At 40.8% G+C, this 23408-nt stretch carries 20 protein-coding genes; all 20 read right to left on the reverse strand.

The features are described 5' to 3' along the window. Window positions 1-174: 174 nt before the first annotated feature. Window positions 175-516 carry a hypothetical protein gene (locus tag ACH8E3_RS05065; protein ID WP_458631526.1) on the reverse strand — a complete coding sequence of 114 codons (342 nt, stop codon included), beginning with the start codon at window positions 514-516 and terminating at the stop codon, window positions 175-177. Window positions 517-647: 131 nt separating this feature from the next. Beyond that, window positions 648-4610 (reverse strand): S-layer homology domain-containing protein, encoded by a 3963-nt coding sequence (locus ACH8E3_RS05070; protein ID WP_458631527.1) that lies wholly within the window; start codon window positions 4608-4610, stop codon window positions 648-650. A gap of 208 nt (window positions 4611-4818) precedes the next feature. Further along, window positions 4819-5943 (reverse strand): glycosyltransferase family 4 protein, encoded by a 1125-nt coding sequence (locus tag ACH8E3_RS05075; RefSeq protein ID WP_458631594.1) that lies wholly within the window; start codon window positions 5941-5943, stop codon window positions 4819-4821. A gap of 115 nt (window positions 5944-6058) precedes the next feature. Continuing rightward, on the reverse strand, window positions 6059-6823 hold the full coding sequence (locus tag ACH8E3_RS05080) for a WecB/TagA/CpsF family glycosyltransferase (protein WP_458631528.1): 765 nt from the start codon (window positions 6821-6823) through the stop codon (window positions 6059-6061). Continuing rightward, complete coding sequence (gene csaB / locus ACH8E3_RS05085; RefSeq protein WP_458631529.1) at window positions 6820-7980, reverse strand: polysaccharide pyruvyl transferase CsaB; 1161 nt, start codon at window positions 7978-7980, stop codon at window positions 6820-6822. Before csaB ends, ACH8E3_RS05080 begins: the two co-directional genes overlap by 4 nt. Next, window positions 7956-9971, reverse strand: a complete 2016-nt coding sequence (locus ACH8E3_RS05090; protein ID WP_458631530.1) for a DUF5693 family protein — start codon at window positions 9969-9971, stop codon at window positions 7956-7958. Before ACH8E3_RS05090 ends, csaB begins: the two co-directional genes overlap by 25 nt. 18 nt (window positions 9972-9989) lie before the next feature. Further along, window positions 9990-11708, reverse strand: a complete 1719-nt coding sequence (locus tag ACH8E3_RS05095; RefSeq protein WP_458631531.1) for a phospho-sugar mutase — start codon at window positions 11706-11708, stop codon at window positions 9990-9992. 62 nt (window positions 11709-11770) lie between these two features. Beyond that, a complete protein-coding gene (gene fabZ, locus ACH8E3_RS05100) occupies window positions 11771-12208 on the reverse strand; it encodes a 3-hydroxyacyl-ACP dehydratase FabZ (RefSeq protein ID WP_458631532.1) in 438 nt (145 codons plus the stop codon). Between the two features lie 324 nt (window positions 12209-12532). Then, window positions 12533-12736: a DNA-directed RNA polymerase subunit beta gene (locus ACH8E3_RS05105; protein WP_458631533.1), complete on the reverse strand. Its 204-nt coding sequence runs from the start codon at window positions 12734-12736 to the stop codon at window positions 12533-12535. A 12-nt stretch (window positions 12737-12748) separates the two neighbouring features. After that, window positions 12749-13573: a flagellar hook-basal body protein gene (locus tag ACH8E3_RS05110; protein ID WP_458631534.1), complete on the reverse strand. Its 825-nt coding sequence runs from the start codon at window positions 13571-13573 to the stop codon at window positions 12749-12751. 76 nt (window positions 13574-13649) lie between these two features. After that, a complete protein-coding gene (locus tag ACH8E3_RS05115; RefSeq protein WP_458631535.1) occupies window positions 13650-14534 on the reverse strand; it encodes a flagellar hook-basal body protein in 885 nt (294 codons plus the stop codon). A gap of 43 nt (window positions 14535-14577) precedes the next feature. Continuing rightward, window positions 14578-15576 carry a rod shape-determining protein MreB gene (gene mreB / locus ACH8E3_RS05120; protein ID WP_458631595.1) on the reverse strand — a complete coding sequence of 333 codons (999 nt, stop codon included), beginning with the start codon at window positions 15574-15576 and terminating at the stop codon, window positions 14578-14580. 195 nt (window positions 15577-15771) lie between these two features. Beyond that, the gene (gene spoIIID / locus ACH8E3_RS05125; protein ID WP_458631536.1) at window positions 15772-16059 is read right to left on the reverse strand and encodes a sporulation transcriptional regulator SpoIIID; all 288 of its coding nucleotides are present in this window, start codon (window positions 16057-16059) and stop codon (window positions 15772-15774) included. A 217-nt stretch (window positions 16060-16276) separates the two neighbouring features. Next, window positions 16277-17017 (reverse strand): peptidoglycan DD-metalloendopeptidase family protein, encoded by a 741-nt coding sequence (locus ACH8E3_RS05130; protein ID WP_458631537.1) that lies wholly within the window; start codon window positions 17015-17017, stop codon window positions 16277-16279. Window positions 17018-17078: 61 nt separating this feature from the next. Further along, window positions 17079-18197, reverse strand: coding sequence for a stage II sporulation protein D (gene spoIID, locus ACH8E3_RS05135; protein ID WP_458631538.1), 1119 nt, complete (start codon window positions 18195-18197; stop codon window positions 17079-17081). 252 nt (window positions 18198-18449) lie between these two features. Continuing rightward, window positions 18450-19802: a UDP-N-acetylglucosamine 1-carboxyvinyltransferase gene (murA, locus tag ACH8E3_RS05140; protein ID WP_458631596.1), complete on the reverse strand. Its 1353-nt coding sequence runs from the start codon at window positions 19800-19802 to the stop codon at window positions 18450-18452. Window positions 19803-20086: 284 nt separating this feature from the next. Continuing rightward, window positions 20087-20344, reverse strand: coding sequence for a DUF1146 family protein (locus tag ACH8E3_RS05145; protein WP_458631597.1), 258 nt, complete (start codon window positions 20342-20344; stop codon window positions 20087-20089). A 213-nt stretch (window positions 20345-20557) separates the two neighbouring features. Next, window positions 20558-20974, reverse strand: a complete 417-nt coding sequence (locus tag ACH8E3_RS05150) for a F0F1 ATP synthase subunit epsilon (RefSeq protein ID WP_458631539.1) — start codon at window positions 20972-20974, stop codon at window positions 20558-20560. Between the two features lie 108 nt (window positions 20975-21082). Then, entirely contained in the window at window positions 21083-22483 is a 1401-nt protein-coding gene (gene atpD, locus ACH8E3_RS05155; protein ID WP_458631540.1) for a F0F1 ATP synthase subunit beta, read from the reverse strand. A 42-nt stretch (window positions 22484-22525) separates the two neighbouring features. Further along, the gene (gene atpG / locus ACH8E3_RS05160; protein ID WP_458631541.1) at window positions 22526-23386 is read right to left on the reverse strand and encodes an ATP synthase F1 subunit gamma; all 861 of its coding nucleotides are present in this window, start codon (window positions 23384-23386) and stop codon (window positions 22526-22528) included. Window positions 23387-23408: the final 22 nt, after the last annotated feature.

Genomic DNA, 23408 nt, shown 5'->3' on the forward strand with positions numbered 1-23408 from the left:
GCATTAGTTTCTAAAAAGTTGCACCTATAATTAAAAAAACATTTTTATTACTCAACTTTATTCATATCAATAGATTTAACATTAGTAATTCAGCTAATAACTGATTAAGAAAAGAAGAGGGCGCCTAATGGCGCCCTTTATTCTTCACAGTGTACTGTATATATTACAGCATACTTACCGAATCTTCATCGCAAGTTGAATGATTTGAGCTCTTTTCTCAGGACTGTCGTCTAGCGTTTCATACATTCTTTCAATTGCTTCTTTATTATCACGATATGTCTTTTCATGTTTCATCGTAACATGTGACCAAGCGATAAGATCATTCTCTGCTTGCTTCAGACCATTATAAGCGTCATGGAAGCCAGTCTCAAGAACAAGACCTTCCATAACTTCCTGCGTAACTTCTGTCGTCTTCGTAGTTGTCTCAATCTTCTTCTCTAACATACTTGCTTTATTCTCAAATACCGTCTTTGCTCTCATATAATCCAGTTGAGCTTTAGAATAAATTGGTTTCATCTGCAACGTTCACCCTCTAGAAAAAGTTAAGTTCTTAGTCATTGTACCGTAAAACTAACCAAATTACAAAAGATGTAATTGGAAAAAGAGAGTTCTCCCTCCTGCATTGGTGGGAGAACTCTCAATAAACACTAACTCAGATTCTTAGGGAATACCTTGGTACTCTTCTTCAGAAGCTCTACAGCGATCTTCGCTGCTTCAGCTCTTGTCATGCTACTCTCCGGATTGAAATTGTAGGATGGTTTCTTCTGTCCTTGCAACATAACCGGTTGTCCTTGCATGATCTTAGCGCTGACAATGGCTTGAACAGCTGGACGTGCATAGTTATCAATCTTACCCGAGTCCATGAATGACTTCGCAAGATTGTCTGTCAGCTTACTGTCGTTCACCGCAAGCTTCAATTTCAATGCACGAGCAACCATTACGGCAGCTTGTTGTCTAGTAATAGGCTCATCAACACCGAAATAGCCTTCTCCTATTCCAGTGACAATTCCTGCTCTTGAAGCTGTCTCAATATGTTTGAAGTCCCAAGTATCTGTCTTGGCCCCCGGCACAATATCAAAATACGTCTGAACGCTACTATTGTAATTCAATGGCAGGTCAAGACCCTTAACCAATAATGTTGTGAACTCACCACGTGATGTCAGGTTATCAGATCCAAATGCATCAGCTTGGACATTCGTCATGATTCCTTTTGAATATAATGCATTGAGTATGTTACGAGCCCAAGGATGTTTCGTAATATCACTGAATCCTCGACTTTGTTTCATTACAACATAATAACCAAATTCATCAAACGGTACGGTGATGGTGTTATTCTTGGAATCAACTGCCCCACCAATGTTCTCCCATTCCGCTCGCTCTGTAAATTTGAATACCGTCACTGTTGTTCCTGCTTCATCTACAACATTCTTATTGAAAGTTAACTTTAGTGTGCCTCTTTGTGAAGGTGTTAGTTTTCTTTCAGGTTGCATGACTGCAATATCTCTATAATTACCTTCTATTGAATATGGAGCTAATCCATTTGTAGAAGGTGTATATATTGGAGCGTTCGGACTAGATTCACCTAGACCTCCACTAATCCAATAGACATTGGATACTCTTGTAAAGTTGTAGGTCTTTGCCGTTGAGTTAAAGAATTCAACTAAATCAACAGGAATGGTGATCGTAGAATCCCCGTTAGGGCTTCTCTCATCTTTATTGATGTTAATGATGTTCCCGTAATCATTACGTCTTTCTAGAACTCCATCTTTAGGATCTGCAATTCCGAATAATAATTTGTTGTTAGGATAGAATTTAGCAACCTCTCCAGCAGCAACATTCGCGGACTTCAGAATCGTGTTCTTCGGGAATGCCAATTCAACGTCTTTATTGAATACAGAGTATTTAGCTGCAACTTTCTCTGCCATGAACTGAGAATCTACTGTGATGGCACTTGTATAGTACACATTAACGGTTTGATTTAGAACTTCCGTTCCACGAATGATCTGAATCTTGATTGTCGTTGATTTATCAGGCTTCAAACCAACAAAGTCATAGAAGAAGCGATTATCCATGTCCGTACGTTCTGTTGCCTCATCTTTACCTATAATAACTTTGGTTGCACCCTCTGCCTCGATATCAAAACGAACAAAGTTCTTGTTCACTACGATATCATTACCAACTGTTGGGATGGGAGATAGAATACGAAATGGCGCAAGAATTCGTGTTACTTCCATCCGTTGACTGGAACGAGCTCCTGTCCCATTAATAAGTTCCAAGTTATATACATGACTACCAGGTGTGTCAAATGGAATGTTCTTGATACGTAATACGAACTTCCCATTAAATACAGCTAAATCATAAGCATAATCAACATTGTTGTTCGTAAACGTTCCCGTAAAGATCTCTGTTGTCGTCTGACCAGTCTGTGTCAGATCTATCGCTGGAACAGTTGATAAATTTAATGTAGAGAAGAATGGCTGTGAACCTTTATTCAGATTAATAATCTTGGCCCCACTACCTTCAACGACTAAATCATACTTCAATTTCGTTGTTTCATATTTAGCATCTTTAAAAATCATATCCGCTGATCTTGTTAGGATTCGAGTTAATTGTTGCGGCGTAGTATTTGCTGTACTTAAATCAAGTCCTAGGAACGGCTCCCTAGCTGCATCTTCTATATATGAAGGATGAAATACTGCAATATTTGAAATATTCGTGTCGGTAATGTAAATACGGATTTCCTTACGTACTATACGTGAGTTTCCTTGTCCATCCTTGGAATTCCCTGTAAACACAATGCGATTCTCACCATAGTAGAGCGGTCCATTGATATCTACATTTAGACTTAAGTTAATAAGTTTATTAAGATTAGTTACTCCTAATACTACGGGCGGAGTCATTTTATCTCCAGATATTCCGTTCACAAAGAACTCTGCCTTCTCAATATTCTCAAAGTCTCGGTATTCACCTTTTATGGAGATGGTTGGTGTCGTCGTTGAGCTCGAATTAATCTCAAAGGATTGTCCATCATACAAATTCTCAATATAAATATAGTTCTTTGTTGCATAAGATATGTTTGCTGTGAAATACGCTGTAGATCCAGCATAATTGAAACGAACCTTTTGCTTCCCGTTCGAGAACCCAACAATTTTGTATACTTGTTGATTATTCTGTTGACCAGCTACTGTCCCTGGTTGGAGCTGTAATGTCAAAGGCCCCACAGGTAAATATTGAGCTGTTAGTGGTGGAATAACACCAACTGTAGTTAAATCTTGGTCTGCTGTTACTAATACATAGAAATCCTCTTTATCTACTTCAATACCATCTAAAGGAAGATGACTTGCTGTATTTAACGCTGCACTCGCAACGTAATCTTTTAAATATTTGACATCCGTAATACCTACTTTACCCGGCAAATATTTAAATGCTACATTATATGACGCATTAAATTTACTATCGTAGGAAATCGTCAGACCTGCTCTTTGGGCCTCAATACCAATTGAAGTCATACTATCTACTTCAAACGTATAAGGCACATTAAAAGTAACTAATCGATGAGCTGGCGTGATACCATCAGGAGCTGGGATCGCTATCTCAACAAGATTTGTAATTCCTGTTGTAACATCAACGCCCTTAATACCCACTAACCCCTTGCTAGCGAACGTCTGCCCAGTATCGTCCATCAGCACTTCGACCTTCAAGAGACCTGTTGGATTCGTGATCGTGCCACCATCCGTAACAGCAGGTACGTTATTGTATAGTTTATAATCTTTACTATTATAATTCAGCCCTAAGCTAATAAATGGATTATTCTTATCGAAATAATACACTTCACGTGTTATGGCAATTGAATCCGAACCATTCTTCACATTTACTGTTATGATATTCAGTCCTGTTACCAATTTCAGCGAAGGAGAGAAGAATTTACCTGTCTGTGTAAGTGTAGATACCAGTGGCGCTCCACTATTCACGGCAACCGTTACATCGGTAACGTTCTTCACTTCACCTTGCAGTGAAATGGAGTCTTTATCCGATACGACCTTGGTACCTTCGTTCAAATAAATATCTCCTAGACTAGATCCCATAAGCTTGATGTTCTGCACATAAGGAACTTGATCAAATAAAACGTAGAACACATCGGAACGGGTAATCCCATTCTGGGAACCTGACAACGTTATCTTGTTAAACCCTGGAAAAAGGGATAGATTCATTGCTTTGAATTTCTGCGCTGTAGTTGAGGTATCCTTAGCAATACTTCCATCATTAAATTTGCTGCTATCCGTTACCCAATTTATTCCGCCAACAACGGTCTTCGAACTTAGTTGTTCAACCTTTGCTCTTAAAGAATCCTCAGTTACATAAGAATATGTACCTGTGATCGTAAGTGTAGGACTACTAGAGATCAATACATTATTACGGCTAATTTGAGTTGTTCCTGCAACACCATGTTCTGTTGTTAACAATGAGGTGTTCTGAAGTGTGCGATCATCTGGAATAAAGTACGTTGCTGCAGTTGCGGAAAAAGCCTGCTTCGTCAGACCTGGTGGGAATATTGAACCGATCATAATGATCAGTAAAAACCATACTAATGGTTTCTTCATGTGTTGCATAAATAGATTCTCTCCTTCTGTTTGGTGTTTTTGATCTCCGAAGGAAGACTTCAGAGTATCACCCAATAATCACTTACTCCTATTATCGGACTATAACATCCATTCTTTTAGGAATATTTATAATTAATTCACAAAAAGCCCCCTACAGTATATTAATACCATAAGGGGCTGTATTCATTATTAAAATTATAACTTATTCATGAGTGCATTACTTCGATCTTGTCTCCGCACTTTCCTTCACACGCAATCTTGCGATGAAATTCAAGACAGGTCTTGTGGTCTTGCCAATTAAGCCAATGACTTCGGCACCAATCTGGAGTAAGAACATCATGACGCAGATGACTACGAAGGTGACCCAGTTGGCATCGTAGAATGCTGCTGATGATTGAATGACGGCTAATACACCAAAAAATGTAGCAATTCCATAAATAATTAGAACACTTTGACGGTGAGTAAAGCCCAATTCACCTAAGCAATGATGTAAATGCCCTTTGTCCGGAGCGAAGATAGGCTTCTTCTGCACCCAACGACGTACAATAGCAAAGAATGTATCTGATAACGGAACAGCGATAATAATTAATGGTGTAATCAAGGAGACTACAGCAACTTGCTTAAATCCTAACAGCGATAACATCGCAAGACAGAATCCTAAGAAGAGGGAACCCGAATCGCCCATGAAGATCTTAGCAGGATGGAAATTGAAGAATAAGAATCCAATAATCGCACCTAGTAGAATCATGCATAGCAATGCAATCATCATATTGCCCATCAGCAATGACATCACCAAGATGGTCCCGATGGCAATCGCGGATACACCCGCTGCTAGTCCATCTAATCCATCGATCAAATTAATCGCATTCGTAACACCTACAATCCATAGAATGGTAAGTGGAATGGATATCCAACTCTCCAATGAGGAGTAAGAGTTATTAAACGGTATATTTACGAAGTTCACGGATATATCGAATCCGAATACAACCACGCACGCAGATGCGATCTGGGCTACGAATTTCAACTTCGCCGATAATTGGAAACGGTCATCCAACGCACCAATCAACACAATCATCGTTCCGCCAATTAGAAAGGCTTTGATGAAATTAGTATCACGAATCGATAAATCATTGGCAACGAACGGCAAGGCCAGTATGAGTGCTACTACAAAAGCTAAATAAATCCCAAGCCCACCCAAGCGAGGCATGATCTTCGTATGCACTTTACGAGCATCGGGAACATCCGTTGCTCCTATTTTAAATGCAAACTTCTTGACTTGTGGTGTTAATATGAGTGCCAGTCCTAGAGCGACGACAAACCCCATTATCGAAATCATCAAAATATTCAAGGTTCAACCTCCATTTTCTCTAACGGAATAAATTATACTCCGTCCGAAAAATAAACGCCAACTCTATTTTTCAATAGTATTTCACCATAATCTCTGTATTCAAACCATTTTAGCTTGTTTTTGTTACATTTGCTCTATTGCGTAGCACTTTTACGACGAATTGAGGCAAGGCAAGCATCCTTCCAATTCTTGTTGGCTCTCGAAGAAGGCGATACAACCACTCTAATCGAAGTTTCTGGAAGATGACCGGTGCGCGTCTAGAGCGACCAGATATGATATCGAAGCTACCTCCAACGCCCATCATGACGGGGACCCCTAGCTTATCCTTATATTTGCCTATCCACGGTTCTTGCGTATCCGCCGAACGAGCAACAAATAGAATATCTGGTGTCGCCGCTCTTATCTGTTCAACAATCCGTTCATCTTGATCAGAACCAAAGAAACCATCATGATAGCCAACAATGGTTATACCCGGGTACTGCACTTGTAGTCTGGAAGCAGTCAGCGCAATCACTTCTGCTGTTGAACCAAGCAAGTACACTCTCCAGTTATAGTGTTCACCTGTGCGCATTAATTCATGTAATAAATCATAACCAGCCACTCGTTCTTGTACAGGTTGGCCGCCCACGCGAGCAGCCCATACTACGCCTGTCCCATCGGGAACAATAAATTCGGCATTCTTCATAACCGACATATATGTTGGATCTTTCAACGCCGCCATAACCATAATCGGATTTGCTGTAATGACTTGATGCGGTATATGTGATGTGATCATATCCGTTAAATAAGAAACGGTATCTTGCATTCCCCATTTAGATACATGAATCCCGAAGATAGGAACGGTTGGAACTTGAATTTGTTGTGTCTCAATCATTTTATCACCCGATTTGCTATATATTCAATAATACGCTTTGCAGGGGTAGAGGCTTCACGCTTTAATTGGTTAATCTGTTGTGCATGCCGTTCACGCCAAGTCTCTGCTTGGAATAGTAATTCTTCGATTGCACATGCTAATTGATCATGATCCAAAGAGGATGTATCTCCCACGGGTTCGATGTTCAATCTATGAAGAAAGTGGTTGATCTTCGGATCATAGGATATACCGATCATAGGCACTTGTACGTTAGCAGCGTAGATCAAGCTATGTAACCTCATGCCAATGATGATCTGACACTCACTTACCTCCTTCAACATGTCCTGTGGAAGAATAACAGCAGAACAATGCGTCACAAGGCTACCGGTAGATGCAACGTCACCCAGTCTTTCGATGATGAACTCTGATGCTTCCACATCCTTTGGAAGGTGAAATGGCAAGAACTTGATATGAAGAGGCTGTCGCTTCATCACTTGCTGTAACGCCTCAGTGATCTTCAATAGCTCTCTTCGATCACTCTCCCAATATCGAACGGACACTCCAATGATCGGTAGTTCTTCTATATTCGTCGTCTCATCATTATGAGGACTATGAATATGGTGAGTAGAGGATGGGTTATTCAATAGTTGTAATCCCATCACCGGATCAGGAACGACATCTATTCTATCTCCCTGTAGCCCCATTTGCTGAAGTAGCTCAGATGACTGCTGATCACGTACGGAGATATACGCCGCCCTACGGAATACCGACTTAATCATAGGATGGAAGATGCCACGATTAACTGGACCCACACCCTGGGAATATATAAATGTTGGTTTTCTCATCCATTGAGCAAGCTTAATGATTCCTAGATAATAAGGAATCGTCTTCGAGCCTGTAGCATCTTGTAGTAAGCTACCGCCACCACTAATCAATCCACAACTATTCTTAATGGCTCTTCTAACTTCGCCAAGCTTCAAGCGATGAACAGCTTGTACACCATAGGTAGACATGGTCCATTGCGGATCAATCGATAAAACGACAGGCTGAAGAAGCAATCCTGCAACTTCAGCCTGTTCTTCTAGAGCCGTTAAAATCGATTGAAGCACAGCCTCGTCCCCGCTATTCTTATACCCATAATATCCAGATATAACTATCGTCTGAGGAGTGGTGACCATCGTTTCCAACACCCTTCTGCAATCTGCCATGCAACGATGGCAATAAGCCCAATAATAAGTCCCAATCCTAATCCAAGTAAATTACGCACAAGTGAAATGGTAAGTGGCGTATGAATATGCGCAAATGTATCTACCATGGATAGCTGTCCTATAACCGCAACGACCATGATGTAGATGGCATTACGATATTTAATGGAAAGAAAAGTACCTAGTAGAAACAATGGATGTGCCATCAAGAATTCCTTGTTACGTGGACGAACACCGAATGTATTCTCCATTAATTTACGGAAGGTCAGCTCAATGGAAGTCACCGAACCAGCATTTCCCGTACGGCTTAAATAATACAAGCCAACCACACCAATGATGCCCGTTACAATAATCCCCATAACCGTAATTCTACTACGTAAAATGCTTCCTAGTTGCTCACGTAAATTACCACCTCTATAGAGAATAACATAGAGCAATATAAGCGCAATAGGTGCAAAATGTAATAAGCTAACGCCACGGAATTGTTCAATCACCATTTGATACGTAACGTTATTTAACAAAGCGATAACAAAAGGAATTGCACTTAATGATATCACCGCCGTCTTTACATATAAAACAAGTGCGTGTGTTAAACGACGACTTAACTTCATGCCCATCTCTTTACTATTTAGCTCATTTAATTTACGAATAGCTAATACCATTGCTATTGTTGGTCCACTAATCGCGACAAGAAGCGCTAATGCCTGTTCCAATAAGATAGGTCTCAATATAAACAATCCTGCACTACCCACTAGACCCATTACGAAGGCTGGCAGTGTTAGCCATGGAATGAAATAAGACACTAACAATGCAATGAATGCGATCGCACCAAGAACGACTACCATTTTGAATATTCGTTGATACGATGAATCCACAATATCAAATGACTTTGCTTCACCAATGGTAAAGCCATTACTCTTGATTTTGTCGATCGCATTGCCAGGTTCATCCAGACTGTGAATAAGATTATCCATCGGATCTGTGATCATGGCCTTAGCAGCGTTATTACTCGGTGCAGCGTTCAAATAAAATATACGGATGTTACGATCCTTACTCGCGAGTGCGAATCGCTCTGCAATGGTCTGAACATCTAGATTAGCATCAGCATCACTTAAGGAATACAAGCGAACCACATTATAATCAAGTAAATATGCTAATTTATTCAGACCTAGCTGTGGTTTCTTCAAATTCTCAATGGCTACTATCCCTATATTATGCTCTTTAAGCAGCTCACCAAAAGCAACCAAACTGTTCATGGCAACATGATCATTGTAGCCTTTAACAGATTCACCTTCAAAAAGAATACGGGTAACGCCTTGCGAAGCATAGTATTCGATCAAAGCCTTCATATGCTCTTGATTATAAGGAGCGCTATCTCCCATACGTGGCATAATCGTGAATCCTTTATCACGTAACATGGCAAAAGTAATAGGATCAGGTTGCATAGGTTTTAGCATTGCATCCTCGATAGAAGTCTCAATAACAAGACCTGTCTGATCTCCATTGAACCACGGTCTAACGTGTATATCGAACAGTTGAAAAGTGTCCTCAATGATGGGTGTGATTTCCTGCGCATTCTTATCATTTGCAAAAGACACGTACGTGAAGTTCTCATTCACGGGAACCAATTGATTATTACGTTTAGCTAAATCTTTACTACTAAAGATCGTCACACGACGAGACTTCTCCATTTCATTTAACGTACTCTCAAACATCGACATCGTGGTCACACCAGCATCCTTCAGACGATCCAATTGTTCCTGAATATAGTCTTGAGGATGTGGTTGATAGACGGATATATCGACTAAATCACGGTAATCGAAAGCGAACTCCACTTGGTTCGCAGATGTCTCTGTCTGGAAGCGGTCATACGCGACAGGCATAGCGGCAATGATTCCAATGACTACTAGAATCCATAACCATTTGCGCGAAGACTTGCTCCACTGATTCCATTTATACTGCACTACAAGTACCTCCTCATTCTAAGCGTCAACACGTTGCATTACGATCTCAATCAACTTCGCAATCCGCTGCTTCGCATGTAATATAGTCTCTCCATGGACTGCAAAATAAACCTTAATCTTAGGTTCGGTACCCGATGGTCTTAGACAGAACCAAGAACCATCCTCCAACATAAATTTCAGAACATTCTCTTTCGGTAAATCATCAAGACCTAAGGAGTAGTCGAGCACTTCCTGTACACGGACTCCACCTATTTGAACTGGTGGTTGTTCTCTCCAATCTGCCATGATGGATTGAATCTGTGCAAGCCCATCTTTACCTTTTAACGTACGGGATTCTAAATGTTCTTGGAAATATCCGAATTGTTCATATAGTTCTTCCAACACTTCATATAGTGTTTTGCCTTGACCTTTATAGTAAGCGCCTGCTTCAGCAATTAACATCGAAGCCACAACCGCATCTTTATCTCTTGCATAGTTCCCAACAAGATAACCATAACTTTCTTCATATCCGAATAAATACGTGTATTGGCCAGACTGCTCATATTGCGTCATTTTCTCACCAATATATTTGAATCCAGTTAGTGTATCCACAACTTGAGCACCATAGTGACGTGCAATGGTTGCACCCATTTCACTCGTTACAATTGTCTTCACGACTACGCCATTGTCTGGAAGCTTACCTGTTTCTTTCAATTGACTCAACAAATAATGAACCATAATTGCCCCAGATTGATTGCCTGACAATACGACATACTGTCCATCTCTGTCTTGAACAACAGCACCCATACGGTCACAGTCTGGATCCGTCCCAATAAGAATATCTGCATTCAATTCTCGTCCCAACTTCATAGCTAACGTAAACGCTTCTCGTTCTTCTGGGTTAGGAGACTTCACGGTTGAGAATTCTGGATCCGGTTGCTCTTGCTCAGGTACAACATGAACATGTGTGAACCCTACTGCTTCCAATGTCTTACGGACAGGGATATTGCCTGTACCATGTAATGGTGTATAGACGATATGGAAATCTTCACCTAGAGACGTACGAATAAGATCTGAATTCAGACTATGCTTGGCTACGGTATTTATAAATGCTTCATCATCTGATTCCCCTAACCATACTAACAAGCCTTGCTCCTCAGCTTCCGCTTTCGTTATTCTTTTGACAGCTGCGAAGGAATCTACTTCTTGAATGTATTGAATGACTTGCTCCGCTTCATGAGGGATAAGTTGTCCGCCCTCGGCATTATACACCTTAAACCCATTATATTCTGGAGGGTTATGACTTGCGGTAATAACAATTCCGCCTGTGGCTTTCAGATCACGAACACTAAATGAAAGTTGTGGCGTTGATCTAAGGGAAGGGAATAACTTAGCAACAATGCCGTTACCTGCAAGCACAAGTGCTGCTTCTAGAGCAAATTCTGGTGAGAAATGACGTGAATCATGTGCGATCACAACGGATGGTTTACCTTCTGCTTGTCGGTGACTATTGCGTATGAATTGGGCAAATCCTTGTGTTGCTGTACCAATGGTATACGGATTCATCCGATTGCTTCCAACACCAATGACACCTCTAAGTCCTCCAGTACCGAACTCCAAATCTTTATAGAATCGATCCTCTAATTCTTGTGGGTTCTGCTCCAAGCTACGAATCTCTTCTTTAGTTCTCTCATCGATAGAGCTGTCTTGAAGCCATTTCTGAATGTTAAGAATAGACGGTTCGGTAAGTTGTGACATGATTAAATCCCCCTTTATATTAACTACAATGAAATAATTAATTAATTAATTAATTAATTGAATTACGAATTCGTTGGGTCAGATAATGCGAACATAATATCACCTTCGGCTACCACTTTACCTTCAACTGTGGCTATTGCATGACCTTTGCCTATACTGCCCTTAAGTCTTGTAATCTCAACTTCAAGTCTTAACGTGTCTCCTGGCACCACTTGCCCACGGAAACGGAAGTTGTCAAGACCTGCTAAGAATCCAATCTTACCTTTGTTGCTCTCTAGATTCAGAATAGCAACAGCCCCTACTTGGGCTAATGCTTCTGTAATAAGAACCCCTGGCATGACAGGATACCCTGGGAAATGTCCCGTGAAGAATGGTTCATTTATCGTTACATTCTTAATACCTACCGCTCGTTTGCCATCCTCCATCTCAATGATACGGTCAACAAGTAAAAAGGGTGGTCGATGAGGTATAATCTCTTGAATTTGGTTCACATTTAACACAAAGAAAACTCCCTTCGAATAACAATATGGTATTGGGGTAATACTATGTAATATCCTTCATCTTCTGCAGAATATGGAGGTTCAGATAAGGGGCTTTCTCGAAGCAGACGATTCTAGGCTGCTAGGGAGAGCCCTTTTGTCCATATGTAACCAGACATATGTCACCCTCATACCCACAAAAAGGCGATCCTCTCTTCCATCTCACAACATAGGAGTCTATGCTTGATAGTTCCCAACTATTATACATATATCAGACATAAAAAGAAAACTCCAAAACGTAGCGAGTTTTCTGAATTTCAAAGAATATCCTATTGTAATTGGGACTTATGATGGTGCAAACACGAGATCTAATACATGTTTCCATGTCTCCCACTGGAACACATCATTTATACTGCCTTTACCTAAAACGACATAACCTACGATCATTCCGCTTATTAAGCCAATGAGTAGGAATAATGGAACCAGACATCGTAGTATAATTCTCCATCTAGGTGTTCTGACTTTGGTTGGTTCTTTAGATTCACTCATGGGTATCTCCACCTACCCCCGCATATTGTTTGCAAGGTTCATCATGGTATCACTTGAAGTCAATGCACGAGACATCAACTGGTATGCTCGTTGGACTTGAACCATCTCCGCCATCTCCACGGATAAATCAACATTAGAACTCTCTAGATAACCTGATCGTAAAGATATATTCTCTGGTATGCTGTCGGTTGCTGGGCCGAATACAGATTGTGTTGTTGTTCCATTAGCTAGAATAAATTTGTTGCCATCAACCTGAACCAGTCCTTCAGCTCTTTGAACTTCAAGTACCATAATCTGACCTGCTAGTTCTCTATCAGAGGTGCCACTTCGTACCGTCCACACATTACCCTTAGCGTCTATAGCTGCCTTTCCATCTGCCGGGACTGTAATGGGCTGTAGGTTGTCTCTACGAAGAACCTTATCACCCTCGTTGTTAACCAAGATCATTGTAGAAGCATCTTGAGGATTAGGGACGAAGTGGAAGGCGCCCTCACGTGTATAGGCAATATTGCCATTACTCTCTACAGCGAACAATCCATTACCTTGGATCGCTAGATCCGTAGGAAGACCTGTCTCTTGCATAGGTCCTTGCTCCCAATTTGCCGCGATAGATGCAGACTTGATCCCGTAGCCAATGTTGAACCCCATCGCAGAAGGGCGATCTGTGCTTTTGAAATCTTTATGCTGATTCTGTACGGTAGTAAGTACATCCTCGAAAGAACTCTCTTTACGTTTATAGCCGACCGTATTCATATTTGCAATATTATCAGCAATGAGGTCAAGTCTAGACTGCAGACTATTCATAGTCACTGACGCACTGATTATGGAGTTGTTCATTTTGATCCTCCTAAAAGTTTTACAAAGTAAAACTAACTTCGTAAGCATTCACTAAGTTTTACGAAGTAAAACTAATTTATACTCTGCCGATTTCGTTAACTGCCTTTTCCAGACTTCTATCATAATATTGAACAATCTTTTGGTTCGCTTCATAAGCACGAGCTGCCATATTCATTTCAACCATAGATTGTGCGGAATCAACATTTGAACGTTCCAAATAACCTTGACGAATGGATACATTGTCGTTATCCAACTTAAACCTTACATCTGCCGCTTCCTGATCATCTATCCGGAATACGCCATTACCTTCTCTTACCATTTGATGTGGTTGGCTTACGACACTAATCCCTAAGTTCACACCCGTTGGTTGACCCGTAGCGGTGTTGATCATTCTTCCCTGTCCATCGATCTTAAGCTGATCTGTTGGACCGTTAAGTACGATAGGTTGGTTGTTAATATCCATCACAAGAAACCCTGTAGAAGATAGTAACTGGCCATCGGGATTCACAAGGAAATGTCCATCTCTCGTGTATCTAGTCTGACCCTTAGCATCTTGTACTGTGAAAAAGGCTTGTGACTGATATGTTGTATTCCCTTCTTCATCGATAAATTTACCGTTATCATCAAATACGATAGGTTGTCCTGTTGTAGGATTAATCTTTTGTAGATCAGATACGAGTGCAAAGTCGGTTGGTTTATCACTAGGCATTAAATCTCCCTGCAAGAACATCGAGAGACTTTCTTCCATAAACACACCTGTATTTAATTTACCCAATTTACGGTTATTTATATTAGGGTCTCCGCCTTTAAGAGATATAAGTACCTCTGGGAAGGAGCGTGCCGATGTATTCACTTGTTTGTATCCTGTAGTGTTCACGTTAGCTATATTCTGTGTTACTGTATCATGTCGACGTTGCTGTGTCATTAATCCTGCAGCTGCCGTATAGAGTCCTCTTAACATAAGGTAACCCCCCTTTCATTGCTTCTTAGTATTTATCGGAATATTACACTCTTTTCTTAATAACCCTATCTAAATTATCTAGCATAATCCCTGTTCCCTTTACAACACAGTGCATAGGGTCCTCAGCTATTAAGACCGGAACACGAAGCTCATCAGACATTAACACATCTAATCCGTCCAATAAAGCACCACCACCCGTGAGAATTACGCCACGATCAATAATATCTGCTGACAGCTCTGGAGGCGTACGTTCTAATACGGATTTCGCGGATAACACAATCGCTGCTATAGGATCCATTAATGCTTCTTGTATTTCATAAGAATAAATTGTGATCGTAAGTGGTAATCCTGTAACCATATCACGACCCCTTATATCCATCTCCGCTTTCATGCCGTCCGGATGTGCAGTACCGATATTCACCTTAATATCTTCAGCTGTACGCTCACCTATGAGAAGTTTATATTTATTCTTTATGTACTTGGTAATCGCATCATCAAACTTATCCCCTGCTATCTTAAGAGAAGAAGCGGTAACAACATCGCCCATAGAAATAACCGCAACATCTGTCGTTCCACCGCCGATATCTATAACCATATTACCACTCGGCTCATATATATTCATACCGGCTCCAATAGCAGCCGCTTTAGGTTCTTCTTCTAAATATACCTCTCTAGCACCACTATGTTCCGCAGCCTCGCGAATCGACTTCTGCTCTACAGATGTAATATTCGTTGGTGTGCATATAAGAATACGTGGACGACTATACCAAGTGCGTCCCCCAACTCTATCAATGAAGTGTCTAAGCATCATTTCTGTCACTGCAAAGTCAGCAATAACTCCATCACGTAATGGCCGTATAGCAATAATATTGCCTGGCGTACGTCCAATCATACGACGAGCATCTTCCCCCACAGCAAGAACCTTCTTGGTATCCCTTTCAATAGCAACAACTGAAGGTTCGTTTAATACAACTCCTCGGCCTTTTACGTGAATGAGCACATTTGCCGTACCGAGATCGATTCCAATATCCTTACTAAACATCATGAAAGGGCCCCCAAAGTGTTATTTTATGGTGAATAGGAATGTAAAGCGTCCATGTTCTGCATTCGACAATAAGCTGCAAAATCCCTTTATTTTCGAATACGTTATCATTTCAACTTCTGACCCCATACCATCTTTTAACATATCATACTTCAGGGGAAGTATTCAACGGCTATTCTAGTACATTTGCGTAACTTATGACTTTACGGTGCCTACGATTTCTCTATTTTTGCTATTTGTTTTCTTATACTTAATCTTGGTGGCTTCGCCTCCTCTAAGATGTCGGATCGATTTATGATATTCTAAAATATCTTTCACTCGTTCCGCCAGTTCTGGATTGATCTCGGGTAAACGTTCTGTTAAATCTTTATGCACTGTACTCTTCGATACACCAAATTCCTTGGCAATGGTTCGGACCGTGTTTCTAGTCTCCACGATACAACGTCCGATCTTAATGGTCCGTTCCTTAATGTAATCGTGCACGCTCCCGCCTCCCTCTTGTGGATGGTTTGGTACATTATATGAGGGGCAGGCTTATATATTCGCAGTTTAGAAACATGACAAGCTTGAATATTCTCATTTATTTATTGGACAAGTATTGGATATTCCACAAATCAGACGCCAAAAAGGCAGGGTTTCCCCTGCCTACTTCGTGTTCAACCGCCAAATCATAAGCCATAATCTGCTTAAAGATTTATTCTTATTTTGGAGGTAGCAGTTCTGATGGATTAACTAAATCTCCATCATTGTACACTTCGAAATGAACATGGTTGCCAAGATCGCTTTCCATCTCGCTTCGTCCTGCACTTGCCAAAACGTTACCTTGAGCAATCTCATCACCAACTTTAACTTTGGCGTCGGCTAGACTCTGATACACGGTCTTTAATTTCCCTGCATGGGTTATCTCAATAACCGTTCCCATTAATGGATGTACTTCTACACGACTCACTTTACCACTTAACGCTGCTCTAACCTCGAAAGATTTATTATCCTCACGTGCTAGATCAATTCCGTTATTGGTTACAGAGACATCATTGTATTGAACCATTGCTTCTTCATGATTCTCTTTCGATCCTAGTGGATCATAATAAGGCTTTACGATACTAACTTCTTTTCCATCTGCTACTGGCCAAGTCATATTCTCTGCAGTACCGATAACGGCTACTGTATCGCCATCGTTCATACCAACATCTTTTGGTCCAGTAACTTGAGAGACGGTGTTGCCTGGCACAGTAGTTAGGTCTGTAGTAAGTGACTTCTGAGCGCTATCCTGATAGACCCACACCATAGTTAGTATAATTGCTGCTGCGGCCATATAGGCTGCCGGATATACCCAACGTTTCGACAACAGCCTTTTCCATGAAGATGGTTGGTTAACCGGTTCTCCTTTAAATAGTTTAGGAGTTTCTTCATGATTTTGATTTTTGTTTTGTTCATTCATTGTTATCACCTCAATAACCATTGTTACCGAGATGAAATCTTTTATACCTTCTATCGATATATTATTTTTTGGCGAGTAGATTAGTAACATTCTGAAATTCTATTCCAGTATAATAATGTTTGAGAATCTGAGTCGCTGTGTATCCTTCTTGCGCCATCCCATTAGCCCCCCACTGACTCATGCCTACGCCATGTCCATTCCCATATGTGGTGAACACAATATCCTTTCCTGATTCCACCCAAGAGAATTGACTAGAACGAAGTCCAAGCTTCTCTCTCACATCACGACCACTAAACTTCATGCCCCCAATACTTATTTCTTTAATACGATTGCCCTGTGTTCTAGAAATGATATGAATCAGAGAATCAAGAGATTGCCCATCCTTGTTACTATTAAATGCAGCTATATCTAACTTATTCAGTCCCATTTGAGCCAGGAACTTTTCTTTACTTAACTTGAACGTATCCTTATAGTGTGGTGCAAGCGTGATATCCCAAGGACTATCTACACTTCTAAGATAAGGTAGTGCCGCGCTCCAATAATCTTCTGAATTCTCCGTATATCCATTGCTTGTGGAAAAGAAACTGGCCTGAATGGGCTTCCCCTTATATGTCATAATAATATTCCGACTCTCTTGTACAGCACGTTGTACATTCGCTAACTGATCAGCTCTTCCTTTGGCAATCCATTCTTTCTCTAGTTCCGCTTGGGAGATGTAGGCTTGATGTGTGATCGTATCTGTTACATCTGCATCTTCTACAGGAACCCCACTTCTGTCATTCATGAGTAGTCGTTGTACAATGTAAGTTCGCGCAGCAGTTGCTTGTGCCTTTAGAGATTCTAATGCGAAGTCAGCTGGCATCTCTGCAGCTACAACGCCTACTACGTAGTCTTCAAGAGATAATGTCTCGATCTGTCGAATCTTAGTCAGATATACGGAAACCTGCGGCTCTTCTTCTAACTCCGCATTTTGGGGTGATGCTACCTCAATCCCACCTTCCGTTATTGGTGGAGTAGGAACTGGGGAAGAATATGGGACATTTACTATCATTGCAGGAAGTAGAAGAGCTAGTACAATGAGTCCCCCTATCGCTAACAAGATAGGGTACCCACCTTGCTTCATAGGATTATAACCAAATCTCTTCCTGGCGCCATATTTGTAATTCTGTACAACTTTCATAGTTACTGTAACCCTCCGTTCCTCATATGATGCACCTATGCTTTCCTTTCTAGCTGTCTTATACATATGATTTTGGAGGATATGATAGAACCAATTTAGTAGAGAAGAAGATTTACGCTGGGTCATGAAATTACTAAACTATACACAAAAGACCCAAGGAAGCGGCAGATCACGCATTTCCTTGGGTCTTATCATCATTACAATTTATAGAAACCTATTTAAATAACAGATTATGCCTACATATCAATCCACTTACACCCATGTTGGTTGCGTGGAGAATTGCTTAGCTTTCTCTTTAACCTTTTCGATCAAAGCAGGTTCTTGTGATGTTTGTAAAGTAGGTTCTTCCATGCTAATTCGCCAAATATCAGCACCAAGTCCAGATAACTTCTCTGTGAGATTAACATATCCACGGTCAATATGATGCACACCACTAACCTCGGTTGTACCCTCCGCTACTAATCCTAACAATATCAGTGCTGCTCCCGCACGAAGATCTGTTGCACATACTTTTGCACCATTCAACTTCGCTTTACCGGTCACGATCGCTGTTCGACCTTCAACTTTAATCTCAGCATTCATAAGTTGGAATTCATCTACATGCATGAATCGATTCTCAAAGACAGTTTCGGTAACGACGCTTGTTCCTTCAGATACAAGTAACAAAGACATCATCTGTGACTGCATATCCGTTGGAAATCCAGGATACGGTAATGTCTTGATATCAACGGAACGTAGTGGGTGATTCGCTATAACACGAATTCCATTCTCATCTGGTTGAATCTGAACACCCATCTCCTCCATTTTGGAAATGACCGGGCCTAAATGATCCGCAATAGCACCTTCAATGTATACATCTCCACCCGTAATTGCTGCAGCCACCATATATGTACCTGCTTCTACTCGGTCAGGAATAACGGTGTGTTCAACGCCACGCATTTTGTCGACACCTTCTATTCGAATAATGCCAGTACCTGCACCGCGAACTTTGGCACCCATACTATTCAAATAATTCGCTAAATCGACAATTTCTGGTTCTTTCGCTGCATTCTCAATTGTTGTTGTTCCTGTAGCCAAAGTAGCAGCCATCATAATATTCTGAGTCGCTCCTACGCTTGCAACATCCAAGTAAATCTTGGCACCACGTAATCGACCATTACTCTTAGCTTCAATAAAACCTTGACCGAGACTAATCTCTGCTCCAAGAGCCTCAAAACCTTTTAAATGTTGATCAATTGGACGTGAACCAATGGCACATCCACCTGGCAATGAGATTCTTGTATGACCCATGCGAGCCAGTAATGGTCCCATCACTAAAAAGGACGCTCTCATTTTACGTACATACTCATACGGCGCTTCAGAAGTTGCTATTTCTTCTGCATTGACACGTAATACTTCGTTGTCATAGCTTGTTTTTATACCTAACGACTTCAACACATTCGTAATTGTCATCACATCGTCTAGAGGTGGGGCATCATAAATAGTACTTATGCCTTCTTCCCCAAGAATAGAGGCAGCGATGATCGGAAGAACTGAATTCTTTGCCCCACTTATTTTAACATTTCCGATCAATCTATTGCCACCGCGGACGATAAATTTGCTCATCATAGTTCCCTCCGCGTCCATAGTTTTGCAAGCCCGGTAAAATTAGATAATAAAAGCACTTTAAAATTCCCAACTTTCATCAAATTATTAATTTTTACGTATACATGTCTTTTTATAATAACGAAATTAGATTAACCTACATTTTCAAGTTAGTTATCATTATGTTACGACCTCAGAATTGGTTCGACAATAAGTGTTAATTATTACCCATTGTGTACATAATGATTTGTTATTATTCTGTGTCGTAATAAGATTCCTTAAAGATATTACCCAACAAGAGGATATTAAAACATATATTTGATCATTTGGCTCCAAGTTAGATAATCAATAATAAATCCTGCTACAAAATGCCCTAGTACAATAGCCAATAGCACATGCAATAATTTACCTTGCGCTCCTTGCGGCATACGGATGAATAAGTCTAATTTCAGATTCTGCAATGCCCACCACGATATCCAAATACAAATAAGTGACACAATAATGGATATCAATCCACTCACGCCTACCATACCATTGACTGTATTTGATAAGTATTGATTCATGTGCATTCGACAAATCCCTTCTAATTTCAGTGCAAGACTTTTTTCAGACTATACTATCATACTTTTCTTCTACACAAGAGTCCACTATTATCCTCATATCTGTCTATTTTTTTTGTACACGACAAAATATCAAGAAGCTATGGACATCAATGACACTTTGTCCTGCACAAAAACAGTCGGACTTCTTAGTCAGACTGTTCTTGTGTACTGTATTTATTTATGGATATGGGAGTGAACTTTGATACGGTTCATCGCTTTCTTTAATGAAAGTTCTGCACGTCCAAAATCAATATCGGCTTGACTGAGCTTCTTGGCTTCGATGCGACGTTCTGCACGTTCCTTCGCAGCCATAGCACGCTCCATGTCGATCTCTTGTTCCAACTCAGCACTTTCTGCTAAGACGACGACTTTATCTTTACGAACTTCTACAAAACCACCACTGATGGCAATGTAAGTATAATCCTTGCCTATCTTAATACTAATTGGCGCTACCTGTAGCGGAGTTATGAATGGAATATGACCTGCTAGAATACCAATTTCCCCTTCGATTCCACGAACAGTCAAGCCATCGACCTCACCAGAATAGGCTAAGTGATCCGGTGTGACGATTTCCAGTAAAAAGGTGCTCATTTGTTCTCCTCCTCAAAGCTATTCGGAGAATAGCTTACTACGAAAGCTTATGCTTAGCTATTCGGAGAATAGCTTACTACGAAAGCTTATAACGAAAACTTGTAGTAATTATAGTGTTTTCGCTTTTTCAACCGCTTCTTCAATTGATCCAACAAATAGGAATGCTGCTTCTGGAAGATTATCATGCTTACCTTCAAGAATTTCCTTAAAGCTACGGATAGTATCTTTAATCGGAACATACTTACCTGGGAATCCATTGAATTGTTCAGCCACATGGAATGGTTGGGACAAGAAACGTTGAATTCTACGCGCACGAGATACGATTAATTTGTCATCTTCGCTCAATTCATCCATACCCAAGATTGCGATAATATCTTGAAGCTCATTGTATCGTGCCAAGATCTGCTTCACACCTTGGGCAACGTTATAATGCTCTTCACCAACAATCTCCGGTGCTAGAATACGTGAACTGGATGCCAAAGGATCAACAGCTGGGTAGATTCCCATCTCAGAAATTTTACGTTCCAAGTTCGTCGTTGCATCCAAGTGAGCAAATGTCGTAGCTGGAGCTGGATCGGTATAGTCATCCGCAGGAACATAAATGGCCTGAATAGAAGTAACAGACCCTTTCTTTGTGGATGTAATACGCTCTTGCAATTGACCCATTTCTGTAGCCAATGTTGGTTGGTAACCAACCGCTGATGGCATACGACCAAGGAGTGCAGATACTTCGGAACCCGCTTGTGTGAAGCGGAATATATTATCAATAAACAACAGAACGTCTTTGCCTTCTTCATCACGGAAGTATTCTGCCATTGTAAGTCCAGTAAGTGCTACACGAAGACGAGCGCCCGGAGGCTCATTCATTTGACCAAATACCATGGCTGTTTTCTTAATAACACCAGAATCCGTCATTTCATGATACAAGTCATTACCTTCACGTGTACGTTCACCAACACCCGCGAACACAGAAATACCACCATGTTCTTGAGCGATATTGTTGATCAATTCCTGAATAGCAACCGTTTTACCAACACCTGCTCCACCGAAGAGGCCAATTTTACCACCCTTTTGATAAGGTGCAAGAAGATCGATTACTTTAATTCCTGTCTCAAGCATTTCTGCTTGTGTAGATAGTTCATCATATGCTGGAGCTTCACGGTGAATCGGTCTTTTAATTTCAGCTGTAATATCGCCAGCTTGATCAATAGGCTCACCCAACACATTAAATACACGACCTAACGTTTCAGGACCTACAGGAACTGTAATAGCAGTACCTAGATCTAGAGCTTCCGTGCCACGAATCAATCCATCTGTACTGGACATAGCAATACAACGTACTCTATTGTCTCCCAAATGATTAGAAACTTCCAGAACCAGATTGATTTGTTTACCATTTGCTGAGACCGTCTGAATCTTAATCGCATTGTAGATTTCCGGAAGTTGACCCCGATCAAATTCGATGTCGACAACGGCACCCATAATGCTGACAACGCGTCCTTTATTCATCTTTGTGTTCCCCTCCTACAAGTTCATTGCTAAACATTCAACTTAAGACTGTGAATCTGCGCCTGCCACAATCTCAGAAATTTCCTGTGTAATTGCTGCTTGACGAGCACGATTATAAGTTAACTGTAATTCACCTATCATCTTGGTAGCATTCTTAGTCGCACTACCCATTGCAGTCATCTTAGATCCCAGTTCACTTGCTTTTCCGTCTAACAGGGCGCCGAAGATGAGTGTTTCTGCATATTTAGGCAGAAGCACTTCCAAAACAGCACTTGCAGATGGTTCATATTCGTAAGATGCTGTAGCACTTTGTGTATGGACTATTTCCATTGGCAACAGTTGTATTGTCTCAGGGATCTGAGTCAAAGCATTTACGAATCGACTGTAACAAATATTAAGCTTATCGATATCGCCTCTTTCAAAACGTTGAACGGCTGCATAAGCGATTGATTTAATATCTGCGAAGCTTGGAGTATCGGATAGATCCGTTAGTTCTTCCACAATCGGAAGCTCTCTACGCCGGAAATATTCACGTCCTTTACGACCAATCACATACAATTCATACTCATCTTTTGACTTGTGATTCTCAGCAATCGTTACCATTACCTTCTTCAACACATTCGCATTATATCCACCTGCGAGCCCGCGATCAGAAGTAATCACTAAATATCCTGTTTTCTTCACAGGTCTATGCTCAAACATCGGATGCATTATCTCATTGCTACTAGAAGCAATACTAAACACCACTTCTTTCAGCTTATCTGCGTAAGGCCTAGCCGCAGTTGCCTTCTCCTGCGCTCTTCTAAGCTTGGAGGCAGCTACCATTTCCATTGCCTTCGTGATTTGCTTGGTGCTTTGTACGCTCTTGATTTGACGTTTAATATCACGTAAGCCTCTTGCCATGTTTACACCACCTTAAAGTTTT

It is taken from the genome of Paenibacillus sp. CMAA1364, assembly GCF_054373195.1.

Coding starts and splice junctions, on each gene's coding strand:
- ACH8E3_RS05065 (WP_458631526.1), bottom strand. CDS start 516: ATGAAACCAATTTATTCTAAAGCTCAACTGGATTATATGAGAGCAAAG.
- ACH8E3_RS05070 (WP_458631527.1), bottom strand. CDS start 4,610: ATGCAACACATGAAGAAACCATTAGTATGGTTTTTACTGATCATTATG.
- ACH8E3_RS05080 (WP_458631528.1), bottom strand. CDS start 6,823: ATGATTGAGACACAACAAATTCAAGTTCCAACCGTTCCTATCTTCGGG.
- csaB (WP_458631529.1), bottom strand. CDS start 7,980: ATGGTCACCACTCCTCAGACGATAGTTATATCTGGATATTATGGGTAT.
- ACH8E3_RS05095 (WP_458631531.1), bottom strand. CDS start 11,708: ATGTCACAACTTACCGAACCGTCTATTCTTAACATTCAGAAATGGCTT.
- ACH8E3_RS05105 (WP_458631533.1), bottom strand. CDS start 12,736: ATGAGTGAATCTAAAGAACCAACCAAAGTCAGAACACCTAGATGGAGA.
- ACH8E3_RS05110 (WP_458631534.1), bottom strand. CDS start 13,573: ATGAACAACTCCATAATCAGTGCGTCAGTGACTATGAATAGTCTGCAG.
- ACH8E3_RS05115 (WP_458631535.1), bottom strand. CDS start 14,534: ATGTTAAGAGGACTCTATACGGCAGCTGCAGGATTAATGACACAGCAA.
- mreB (WP_458631595.1), bottom strand. CDS start 15,576: ATGTTTAGTAAGGATATTGGAATCGATCTCGGTACGGCAAATGTGCTC.
- ACH8E3_RS05130 (WP_458631537.1), bottom strand. CDS start 17,017: ATGAATGAACAAAACAAAAATCAAAATCATGAAGAAACTCCTAAACTA.
- spoIID (WP_458631538.1), bottom strand. CDS start 18,197: ATGAAAGTTGTACAGAATTACAAATATGGCGCCAGGAAGAGATTTGGT.
- murA (WP_458631596.1), bottom strand. CDS start 19,802: ATGAGCAAATTTATCGTCCGCGGTGGCAATAGATTGATCGGAAATGTT.
- ACH8E3_RS05145 (WP_458631597.1), bottom strand. CDS start 20,344: ATGAATCAATACTTATCAAATACAGTCAATGGTATGGTAGGCGTGAGT.
- ACH8E3_RS05150 (WP_458631539.1), bottom strand. CDS start 20,974: ATGAGCACCTTTTTACTGGAAATCGTCACACCGGATCACTTAGCCTAT.
- atpD (WP_458631540.1), bottom strand. CDS start 22,483: ATGAATAAAGGACGCGTTGTCAGCATTATGGGTGCCGTTGTCGACATC.
- atpG (WP_458631541.1), bottom strand. CDS start 23,386: ATGGCAAGAGGCTTACGTGATATTAAACGTCAAATCAAGAGCGTACAA.